Origin of the sequence: Pseudomonas sp. NFIX28 (assembly GCF_900107395.1) — a bacterium.
Classification (GTDB): Bacteria; Pseudomonadota; Gammaproteobacteria; order Pseudomonadales; family Pseudomonadaceae; genus Aquipseudomonas.
The window spans coordinates 44598-57156 of the sequence record NZ_FNPW01000001.1 but is presented as its reverse complement, the minus strand read 5'-3'; the positions used below and the strand labels follow the sequence as shown (position 1 = coordinate 57156).

Here is a 12559-nt window from a genome sequence, read left to right as displayed (position 1 = left end):
CAGGCGAGCTCACCACGGCCAGCGGCAGTGTCGCGGGCATCTTCCAATCGGGGGCCGATGTGCCGCTGAGCTATTCGCTGTCCAGCGACACCAGCAGCCTGCCGTCCCTGAGTTCCGGCGGCGTGGCGCTGGTCTACAGCGTCACGGGCAATACCCTGACCGCCAAGGCCGGCACCACTGACGTGTTCACCCTCAGCCTCACGGTTGCCGGTGCCTACACCTTCACCCTGCTGCAGCCGCTGGACCACGCGGCGGGCAACGATGAGAACGACCTCACCCTCAACCTCGGAGCGCTGCTGCAAGCCACCGACAAGGACGGCGACACCGTCACGGCCGCCGCCGACAAGCTGGTCATCACCGTCGACGACGACACGCCGACCCTGGCATTCGGCAACCTGATCGGCACCGGTACCCAACTGGCGCAACAAGGCTACTGGGACATGGGGGCCGGCGCCGACGGGCTGGATGCGGATGGCCTGGATATCTCGCTGGCGAACGGCCAATTCACCCTGGTCCGGCCGGACAACACCACCAGCATCGGCACCGGTACGCTCGTCGAGCAGTCGCCGTCGCCGGATGGCAGTGGCGCCTACCAGTTCGCCGGGGCCCTGACCGGTGACTTCGACAACAACGCGGCCACGGCGGATACCACCGTCCACTACACGCTGACCGCCTACGCCAATGGCACCTACGCCCTGGACCTGGAAGAAGGCTTCCGCTCGACCGTGGTCCTCAGCAGCGCCGACGGCTCGCTGGACGCCGGTGGCCCGGACCCGGTACGCACGCTGACCATTGGCACCGAGGAAGTGGTGTTCTTCGGCGCCAATCCGCTGGCGCCGCAAACCGGCGCCAACAGCATCCTGACCGGCATCGGGCTCGGCGTGTCCGACCCTACCGAAGGCCAGTTGCAGACCAACCCGCTGCCGTCCTTCATCGGCTCGGCGGCGATGAACGTCAGCACCTCCGGCATCGGTATCGCCAACAACAACCTGGAGGGCAACAACACGGCGGGCATCAATGCCGGTGACGAGAGTTTCGTGATCAACCCCGAAACCCTGCTGACGGCCATGAAAGTCTTCATCGACAACTCGGTGCAAGGCTACAACCCGGCCACGGAAGAGCTGTACTACACGATCTACTACGAAGACGGCACCACCTCGGGCGCGCCCATCAAGGTGCAGGCCGCCGACTTGCAGGCGGAAGCGGGAGGCCAGACCTCCTTCCTCGTCGAGTGGGACGGCTCCCGCCTGATCGACGCGGTCCAGCTGACGATGGGCAAGGGCACGATCAAGATCCCGACCATCGAGTTCATTCACCAGACCCAGAGCCTGGCCAGCGATATCCTGCTGTCGTTCAACGCGACGATAACCGACAAGGACGGCGACACGGCGACGAGCACATTCGACGCCAACCTGTTCGCCAACGACCCCGCCGACGCGCTCTTCGACTTCCGACTGCTGGGCACGGGCGGTGAACGGGATGCCTTCAACATCGACCTGGCGGCCGCCGAGAACCAGTACCAGGTCAGCGGCTTCGATACCGGCCCGGGCCAACGCGATGCGGTGGTGCTGATCGGCGATGCGGGAGCCGTGGTGCAGTCGATCGACAACGCCGGCGCCGACAGCATCGTCACGGTGGCCGAGACCGGCGGGCAACTGACGACCATTACCCTGGTCGGGGTCGACCTGCTTAACACCGACATCGTCCTGGGCAGCGTCTGAACCATCGCCGATGCGAGCGGATGCGAGGGTGGCCTGGAGACCACCCTCGCTTTTTCACGGTGTCGTCATTCATTGCGCCGGGCCAGGTAGCGCCTGGCGTCGAGGGTTGATCGCCCTGACCACAGTGGTCGCTCGAACATGCGCCGCCTGGCCATTGCCGCGCCGCTCTTCGCGACCGCCAGATTCCCGTCCGCTGGCCAGGGAATGCCCTGTCGTGCGCCCTTAAAAACGCGCCCCACGCCCTTGGCGCAATCGCTGTTCCCGCCCTCGCCTGCTTGCCCTTCCCGATAGGCTGAAACTCCCATTTCGCCTGGGAGTATCGGCCAATGCGCAATCCGCGGTGCATCCCCATAGTTGTTGCATCTGCCAGCAGAGGGCCCTCTGCGGCCTCGACGACTACGACTGGAATTGCACAGGAGAACGTCATGATTACCACAAAAAAAACCGCATCACCCACGAACGACCTGACCACTGACAGCACCACCAACCTTTATCCCGTCTTCCCCACCGACGACACGCTGAGCCTCAGCAGCGCCCCGACACAGACCCCACCGCCGGTCGTAACGACCGGGGCGAGCGTGACCCTGGACGAGACAGCCGGCTTGCAGAACGCCACGGCGACGCCAAGCCCTGCGGGAGACGCTGACGACAACGACATCCTGCTGTCGGCCCTGCCCGAGGCCTTCGCCACCCGCCTGACGGCCCTGGGCGCAGGTACCGCGACGAATGCCGCCCTGAGTGGGTATACCGGCGCCGAAGGCGACACCGGCAGCAATGCCTTTACCCTGGCACCCGGCACGATCGCGGGCGACATCAAGTTCACCGACAGCCTCGGTGCACCGCTCGATGGCCTCGACAGCGGCCTGGACACCCTCGATGGCACCGCCATCCTGCTGTACACCGATACCGACAACAACATCCTGCTGGGCCGGGCCGGCGGGCCCGACGGCGCGATCGTGTTCGCCGCCTATATCGAGGAAACCGGCGATCCGGTCAGCGGCGGCAAGCTCTGGACCGTGGAATACCAGCCGCTCATGCATCCGGACGCCAGCAACCCGGACGACGCCCTCAACCTGCTGGACAAGGTATTTATCGGTACCGTCCACGACGCGGGGTTCAGCCTGGCCAACGCACCGTCCGGGCAGAACCTGTTCCTGATGTTCACCGCGGTCAACCCGACGGTGGTCAACGAGGACGGTGTCCTGCGCATCAGCAGCCCCACGCTCGTCGCGACCGGTAAAGACCCGGCGGACCAGTCCAGCGGCGCGAAAATCAACACCGGCGATACCGTCAACACCAGCCAGGGCGGCGGCCCGACCACCCTGGGCACCAACAACCAGATGATCACGGAACAGGAAGGCATTCGCATTACCTTCGTCACCGGCGCCCGGCAGAGCGTGACCGTGCCTAACCTGGACCAGAACGAAGCGGATGTGGAAGCCAACATCGACTTCACCGCGGTGTTCAATACCAAGAGCGCCAGCTTCGATGTCGTGCAGCTGCAAGGCGGCAAGACTGCCGTAGTGGAAATCAGTGCCTACAACACCGCGGCCGAGCCCGGGGTGAACTTCATCAACGGCTATGCGAACGATACGTTGGTGGCCATCACCCAGGTTCGGGTCATCGACACCAGCACCGGGCTGGTGATCGAGAACTCCGACGGCTCGGTGAATGATCCCGGCCTTGTCATCAGCTTTGCCGACGGGGTTGCCACCGTCACCGGCGTCAAGGCCGGCTACCAGATCGAATACACCACCACGGCGGATCACAACCGCGTGCTGGTCGAGAACGGCGCTGCCGTCGATGCCAGGGGCGATGACCACGCCGACTTCGACATCGGTGGCTTCACCCTGCGCCATGCCTCGACGTCCATTACCGAAATCGGCTCGAAGATGATCTTCGAGGACGATGGACCGTCGGCCACCGGCACTGCCGCGCTCGGCACCGTCGATGAAGACGGCCTGGCCAACGGCATTCCCGGCGGGGTCGGCGATGTGGCGGGCGAAGCCACCACGGTCAGCGGCGACATCACCGGCATCTTCCTGTCCGGCGCCGACGTGCCGCTGAGCTATGCCCTGTCCACCGACACCAGCGGCCTGCCCGCCCTGACTTCCGGCGGCGTCGCGCTGGTGTACAGCGTTTCCGGCGACACCCTGACGGCCAAGGCCGGCGCCGGTGGTGCCGACGTCTTCACCTTCAGCCTCAGCGCTGCCGGGGCCTACACCTTCACCCTGCTGCAACCGCTGGATCACCCGGCCGGCGATGACGAGAACGACCTGGTCATCAACCTTGGCACGCTGCTGAAAGTCACCGACAAGGATGGCGACAGCGTGACCGCCCCGGCCGAAAGCCTGGTCATCACCGTCGACGACGACACCCCAACCGCGAGCGGCACCGCCGTGGCCGGCACGGTCGATGAAGACGGCCTGGCCAACGGCATTCCCGGCGGCGTGGGCGATGTGGAAGGCGAAGCCACCACTGCCAGCGGCGATGTCACCGGCATCTTCCAATCGGGTGCCGATGTACCGCTGAGCTATTCGCTGTCCAGCGATACCAGCGGCCTGCCCGCCCTGACTTCCGGCGGCGTGGCCCTGGTGTACAGCGTTTCCGGCGATACCCTGACAGCCAAGGCCGGCGCCGGCGGCGCCGATGTCTTCACCTTCAGCCTCAGCGCTGCCGGGGCCTATACCTTCACCTTGCTGCAACCGCTGGATCACCCGGCCGGTGACGATGAAAACGACCTGGCGATTAACCTCGGCACGCTGCTGCAAGCCACCGACAAGGATGGCGACACGGTCACCGCTGCGGCCGAAAGCCTGGTGATTACCGTCGATGACGACACGCCTACCGCGAGCGGCACCGCCGTGACCGGTACCGTCGACGAAGACGGCCTGCCCAACGGCATCGCCGGCGGGGTGGGCGATGTGGAAGGCGAAGCCACCACCGTCAACGGCAACGTCAGCGCGGTCTTCCAGTCCGGCGCCGATGTGCCGCTGAGCTATGCCCTGGCCACCGACACCAGCGGCCTGCCAGCCCTGAGCTCCGGTGGCGTGGCCCTGGTCTACAGCGTTTCCGGTGACACCCTGACCGCCAAGGCCGGCGCCGGTGGCGCCGACGTGTTCACCTTTACCCTGAGCGCCGCAGGCGCCTACAGCTTTACCCTGATGCAACCGCTGGATCACCCGGCGGGCGACGACGAGAACGACCTCGCCATCAACCTCGGCAGCCTGCTGCAGGCCACCGACAAGGATGGCGACACAGTGACCGCCGCGGCCGAAAGCCTGGTGATTACCGTCGATGACGACACGCCTACCGCCACTGGCACCGCCGTGACCGGCACCGTCGACGAGGATGGCCTGGAGAACGGTATTGCCGGCGGCGTCGGCGATGTGGAAGGCGAAGCCACCACCGTCAGCGGCGAGGTCAGCGGTATCTTCCAGTCCGGCGCCGACGTGCCGCTGAGCTATGCCCTGTCCAGCGATACCAGCAACCTGCCCGCCCTGACCTCGGGCGGCGTGGCCCTGGTGTACAGCGTCGCGGGCGACACCCTGACGGCCAAGGCCGGCGCCGGTGGCGCCGATGTCTTCACCTTCACCCTCAGCGCTGCGGGGGCCTACAGCTTTACCCTGATGCAGCCGCTGGATCACCCAGCCGGCGACGACGAGAACGACCTCGCCATCAACCTCGGCACCTTGCTGCAAGCCACCGACAAGGACGGCGATACGGTCACGGCCGCCGCCGAGAGCCTGGTCATCACCGTCGATGACGACACCCCAACCGCCACCGGCGATGCCGTGACCGGCACCGTCGACGAGGACGGCCTGGAGAACGGTATTCCCGGCGGCGTGGGTGACGTGGAAGGCGAAGCCACCACGGTCAGCGGCGATGTCACCGGCATCTTCCAGTCCGGCGCCGACGTACCGCTGAGTTATGCCCTGGCCACCGACACCAGCGGCCTGCCCGCCCTGAATTCGGCTGGCGTGGCGGTGGTGTATAGCGTGTCCGGCGATACCCTGACGGCCAAAGCCGGCACCACCGATGTGTTTACCTTCACCCTCAGCGCCGCAGGGGCCTACAGCTTTACCCTGCTGCAACCGCTGGACCATCCCGTCGGCGACGACGAGAACGACCTGGCGATCAACCTCGGCAGCCTGCTGCAAGCCACCGACAAGGATGGCGACACCGTCACCGCCGCGGCCGAAAGCCTGGTGATTACCGTCGATGACGACACCCCTACCGCCACCGGCACCCCAGTGACCGGCACCGTCGATGAAGACGGCCTGGCCAATGGCATTCCCGGCGGGGTTGGCGATGTGGAAGGCGAAGCCACCACGGTCAGCGGCGATGTCACGGGCATCTTCCAGTCCGGCGCCGACGTACCGCTGACCTATTCGCTGTCCAGCGATACCAGCGGCCTGCCAGCCCTGGCTTCAGGCGGCGTGGCGCTGGTGTACAGCGTCTCCGGCGACACCCTGACGGCCAAGGCGGGAACCACCGATGTCTTCACCTTCAGCCTCAGCGCCGCGGGCGCCTATAGCTTCACCCTGATGCAGCCGCTGGATCACCCGGCCGGTGACGATGAAAACGACATCACCCTCAACCTGGGCGCGCTGTTGGAGGCCACGGACAAGGATGGCGATACGGTCACCGCCGCCGCTGAAAGCCTGGTGATTACCGTCGACGACGACACCCCAACCGCCACTGGCACCGCCGTGACCGGCACCGTCGATGAGGACGGCCTGGAGAACGGCATTCCCGGCGGAATTGGCGATGTGGAAGGCGAAGCCACGGTGGCCAGCGGCAACGTCACCGGTATCTTCCAGTCCGGGGCCGATGTGCCGCTGAGCTATTCGCTGTCCAGCGATACCAGCGGCCTGCCAGCCCTGAGTTCGGGCGGCGTGGCGCTGGTCTACAGCGTCTCCGGCGACACCCTGACCGCCAAAGCCGGCGCCGGTGGCGCCGACGTGTTCACCTTCAGCCTCAGCGCCGCGGGGGCCTACACCTTCACCCTGCTGCAACCGCTGGATCATCCGGCGGGCAACAATGAAAACGACATCACCCTCAAGCTGGGCACGCTGCTGCAAGCCACCGACAAGGACGGCGACACGGTGACCGCGGCCGCCAAGAAACTGGTGATTACCATCGATGACGACACGCCTACCGCGACCGGCACCGCCGAGCCCGCCACGGTCGACGAGGACGGCCTGGCCAACGGCATTGCCGGTGGCGTCGGCGATGTCGAGGGCGAAGCCACCACCGCCAGCGGCGACGTCACGGCCATCTTCCAGTCCGGAGCCGATGTGCCGTTGAGCTATGCCCTGTCCACCGATACCAGCGGCTTGCCAGCCCTGACGTCGGGCGGCGTGGCGCTGGTCTACAGCGTCGCCGGCGATACCCTGACCGCCAAGGCCGGCGCCGGTGGTGCCGACGTCTTCACCTTCAGCCTCAGCGCCGCGGGGGCCTATACCTTCACCCTGCTGCAACCGCTGGATCACCCAGAGGGCGACGACGAGAACGACCTGGCGATCAACCTCGGCACCTTGCTGCAAGCCACCGACAAGGATGGCGACACAGTGACCGCCGCGGCTGAAAGCCTGGTGATTACCGTCGATGACGATACGCCGACCGCCACCGGCGATGCCGAGGCTGGCACCGTCGACGAAGATGGCCTGGAGAACGGCATCGCCGGCGGTATCGGCGACGTCGACGGCGAAGCCACCACCGCCAGCGGCAACGTCACCGGCATCTTCCAGTCCGGGGCCGACGTACCGCTGAGCTATTCGCTGTCCAGCGATACCAGCAACCTGCCCGCCCTGACTTCCGGCGGCGTGGCGCTGGTGTACAGCGTGGCCGGCGACACCCTGACGGCCAAGGCGGGAACCACCGATGTCTTCACCTTCAGCCTCAGTGCCGCGGGTGACTACAGCTTTACCCTGCTGCAACCGCTGGATCACCCCGCCGGCGATGACGAGAACGACCTGGCGATCAACCTCGGCAGCCTGCTGCAAGCCACCGACAAGGACGGCGACACAGTGACCGCAGCAGCCGACAAGCTGGTGATTACCGTCGATGACGACACGCCAACCGCCACCGGCGATGCCGAAGCTGGCACCGTCGACGAAGACGGCCTGGCCAATGGCATTGCCGGCGGTATCGGCGATGTCGAGGGCGAAGCCACCACGGTCAGCGGCGACGTCACCGGCATCTTCCAATCCGGCGCCGACGTGCCGCTGAGCTATGCCCTGTCCACCGACACCAGCGGCCTGCCAGCCCTGACGTCGGGCGGCGTGGCCCTGGTCTACAGCGTGGCGGGCGACACCCTGACCGCCAAGGCCGGCGCGGGTGGCGCCGATGTCTTCACCTTCAGCCTCAGCGCCGCGGGCGCCTATAGCTTCACCCTGATGCAACCGCTGGATCACCCGGCCGGCGATGATGAAAACGACCTCGCCATCAACCTCGGCAGCCTGCTGCAAGCCACCGACAAGGACGGCGACACCGTGACCGCAGCAGCCGACAAGCTGGTGATTACCGTCGACGACGACACCCCAACCGCCACCGGTACCGCCGCAAGCGGCACCGTCGACGAGGATGGCCTGGCCAATGGCATTCCTGGCGGAATTGGCGATGTGGAAGGCGAAGCCACGGTGGCCAGCGGCAACGTCACCGGTATCTTCCAGTCCGGCGCCGACGTACCGCTGAGCTACTCCTTGTCCACCGACACCAGCGGCTTGCCAGCGCTGAGCTCCGGTGGCGTGGCACTGGTCTACAGCGTCTCCGGCGACACCCTGACGGCCAAAGCCGGCGCCGGTGGCGCCGACGTGTTCACCTTCAGCCTCAGCGCCGCAGGTGCCTACACCTTCACCCTGCTGCAACCGCTGGATCATCCAGAGGGCGACGACGAAAACGACATCGCCATCAACCTCGGCACCTTGCTGCAAGCCACCGACAAGGACGGCGACACAGTGACCGCGGCCGCCAATAAGCTGGTGATTACCGTCGATGACGACACGCCGACCGCCACCGGCGATGCCGAAGTCGGCACGGTCGACGAAGACGGCCTGGAGAACGGCATTGCCGGCGGGGTCGGCGACGTGGAAGGTGAAGCCACCACCGCCAGCGGCGACGTCACCGATATCTTCCAATCCGGTGCCGATGTACCGCTGAGCTATGCCTTGTCCACCGACACCAGCGGCCTGCCAGCCCTGAGCTCCGGTGGCGTGGCCCTGGTGTATAGCGTTTCCGGTGACACCCTGACCGCCAAGGCCGGCGCAGGCGGCGCCGACGTCTTCACCTTTAGCCTCAGCGCCGCGGGGGCCTATACCTTCACCCTGCTGCAACCGCTGGATCACCCAGAGGGCGACGACGAGAACGACCTGGCGATCAACCTCGGCACCTTGCTGCAAGCCACCGACAAGGATGGCGACACAGTGACCGCCGCGGCTGAAAGCCTGGTGATTACCGTCGATGACGATACGCCGACCGCCACCGGCGATGCCGAGGCTGGCACCGTCGACGAAGATGGCCTGGAGAACGGCATCGCCGGCGGTATCGGCGACGTCGACGGCGAAGCCACCACCGCCAGCGGCAACGTCACCGGCATCTTCCAGTCCGGGGCCGACGTACCGCTGAGCTATTCCGTGTCCAGCGACACCAGCGGCCTGCCCGCCCTGAGTTCGGGCGGCGTGGCGCTGGTCTACAGCGTCAGCGGCGACACCCTGACCGCCAAGGCCGGCGCCGGTGGTGCCGACGTCTTTACCTTCAGCCTCAGCGCTGCAGGGGCCTACACCTTCACCCTGCTGCAACCGCTGGACCACCCGGCCGGCGAGGAGGAAAACGACCTGGCGATCAACCTCGGCACACTGCTGCAAGCCACCGACAAGGATGGCGACACAGTCACGGCCGCCGCTGAAAGCCTGGTCATTACTGTCGATGACGACACGCCTGCGGTGACCGGCAACGTGGTGACCGGCACGGTCGATGAGGACGGCCTGGCCAATGGCATTGCCGGCGGCATCGGCGATGTCGAGGGCGAAGCCACCACCGCCAGCGGCGACGTCAGCGGCATCTTCCAATCGGGGGCCGACGTACCGCTGAGCTATTCCGTGTCCAGCGACACCAGCGGCTTGCCAGCCCTGACGTCGGGCGGCGTGGCGCTGGTCTACAGCGTCGTCGGCAACACCCTGACCGCCAAGGCCGGCGCCGGTGGCGCCGACGTCTTCACCTTCAGCCTGAGTGCCGCGGGGACCTACACCTTTACCCTGCTGCAGCCGCTGGATCATCCGGCGGGCGACGATGAAAACGACCTGGAGATCAACCTCGGCAGCCTGCTGCAAGCCACCGACAAGGATGGCGACACAGTGACCGCCGCGGCCGAGAGCCTGGTCATCACCGTTGACGACGACACGCCATTGGCAAATGGAACCGCCGCGGCCGGCACCGTCGATGAAGACGGCCTGGCCAATGGCATCGCCGGCGGTATCGGCGATGTCGAGGGCGAAGCCACCACCGTCAGCGGCAACGTCACCGGCATCTTCCAATCGGGTGCCGACGTACCGCTGAGCTATGCCCTGGCCGCCGACACCAGTGGCCTGCCAGCCTTGAGTTCGGGCGGCGTGGCGCTGGTCTACAGCGTCAGCGGCGATACCCTGACCGCCAAGGCCGGCGCGGGTGGCGCCGATGTGTTCACCTTCAGCCTCAACGCCGCGGGTGACTACAGCTTCACCCTGCTGCAACCGCTGGACCACCCGGCCGGCAACGATGAAAACGACATCAGCCTCAACCTCGGCACGCTGCTGCAGGCCACCGACAAGGACGGCGACACGGTGACGGCCGCAGCCAACAAGCTGGTCATCACCATTGATGACGACACGCCTACCGCCAATGGCACCGCCGAGATCGGCATCGTCGATGAAGACGGCCTGCCGAACGGCATCGCCGGTGGCGTTGGAGACGTGCCGGGCGAAGCCACGGTGGCCACCGGCAACGTGACGGGGATCTTCCAGTCCGGGGCCGATGTGCCGCTGAGCTATTCCTTGTCGAGTAACACCAGCGGCCTGCCAGCCCTGACGTCGGGCGGGGTGGCGCTGGTCTACAGCGTCGTGGGCAATACCCTGACCGCCAAGGCCGGCACCACCGATGTGTTCACTCTCAGCCTCACGGTCGCGGGTGCCTACACCTTTACCCTGCTGCAGGCGCTGGACCACCCGGCGGGCAACGATGAGAACAATCTCATCCTCAACCTCGGCACGCTGCTGCAAGCCACCGACAAGGACGGCGACACGGTGACCGCGGCCGCCGACAAGCTGGTGATTGGCGTCAATGACGACACGCCGGTCCTGGCGTTCGGCAACCTGATTGGCACCGGCACCGAACTGGCGCAACAAGGCTACTGGAGCGCAGGCACCGGTGCCGACGGCCTGGGTGCGGCCGGCCTGGATATCTCCCTGGTGAACGGCCAGTTCACCCTGGTCCGGCCGGACAGCACCACCAGCATCGGCACCGGCACGCTCGTCGAGCAGTCGCCGTCGCCGGATGGCAGTGGCGCCTACCAGTTCGCCGGAACCCTGACCGCTGATTTCGACAACAATGCGGCCACGGCGAATACCAGCGTCAACTACACGCTGACGGCCTATGCCAACGGCACCTATGCCCTGGACCTGGAGGAAGGATTCCGCTCGACCATCGTCCTCAGCAGCGCCGACGGCTCGCTGGATGCCGGTGGCCCGGACCCGGTACGCACGCTGACCATCGGCACCGAGGAAATTGTCTTCTTCGGCGCCAACCCGCTGGCTTTGCCAAGCGGTGACAACAGCATCCTGACCGGCATCGGGCTCGGGGCAACCGATCCGACCGAACCGCAGTTGCAGACCATGCCGCTGCCATCGTTCATCGGCTCGGCGGCCATGAACGTCAGCACGGCCGGTATCGGCATCGCCAACAACCTGTTCCAGGGAGACAACCAGGCGGCGATCGGCGCGGGCGATGAAAGCTTCGTCATCAACCCGCAAAGCCTGTTGACCAGCATCAAGGTCTATATCGACAACTCCGTGGGCGGCTACAACACGGCAACCGAGGACCTGTACTACAGGGCCTTCTATGAAGATGGCACCTTCTCCGACCTCATCGAAGTCAACACCCTGACTCCGGAAGCCGGGGGCCAGGTGTCCTTCACCGTCGAGCAGTCGGCCACGTCGCTTCTCGATGCGGTCCAGCTGGTCATGGCCCGGGGCGAGATCAAGATCCCGACGATCGAGTTCGCCCAGGAGGTCGAGAGCCTGGCCAGCGATGTCCTGCTGTCGTTCAACGCGACGGTGACGGACAGGGATGGCGACACGGCGACGAGCACCTTCGACGCCAACCTGTTCGCCAACGACACGGCCGATCTCTTCGACTTCCGGCTGGTGGGCACGGCTGGGGAACGGGACGCCTTCAACATCAATCTGGCGGGCACCGATAACCTGTATCAGGTCAGCGGTTTCGATGCCGGAGCAGGCCAGCGCGATGCGGTGGTGCTGGTCGGTGATGCGGGCGCGGTCGTGCAGTCGATCGACAACGCCGGCGCCGACAGCATCGTCACGGTGGCCGAGACCGGCGGACAGATAACGACCATTACCCTGGTCGGGGTCGACCTGCTCAACACCGACATCGTCATGAGCAGCGTCTGATATATCGCGCAAGCAGAACGATGCGAGGGTGGCCTGGAAACCACCCTCGCATTTTTTTTGCCGGGCCGGCGACACCCTCGTTCGCCCGCGCGGCGAACACCCGGGCAGCACCAGGCTCGGCGGGCGCGACGGCCTGCCCGCACAGTCATCGAAGAAAAAATGCCGGCTACGGCA

At 66.2% G+C, this 12559-nt stretch carries 2 protein-coding genes; both read left to right on the top strand.

Annotated features, from left to right (window positions below; all coding sequences use genetic code 11):
- Positions 1-1721, top strand: a 1721-nt coding sequence (locus BLV20_RS00180; RefSeq protein WP_092295256.1) for a T1SS-143 repeat domain-containing protein, incomplete at its 5' end; no start/stop codon positions are given.
- 425 nt (positions 1722-2146) lie between these two features.
- Complete coding sequence (locus BLV20_RS00175; RefSeq protein ID WP_092295253.1) at positions 2147-12385, top strand: T1SS-143 repeat domain-containing protein; 10239 nt, start codon at positions 2147-2149, stop codon at positions 12383-12385.
- Positions 12386-12559: the final 174 nt, after the last annotated feature.

Coding starts and splice junctions, on each gene's coding strand:
- BLV20_RS00175 (WP_092295253.1), top strand. CDS start 2,147: ATGATTACCACAAAAAAAACCGCATCACCCACGAACGACCTGACCACT.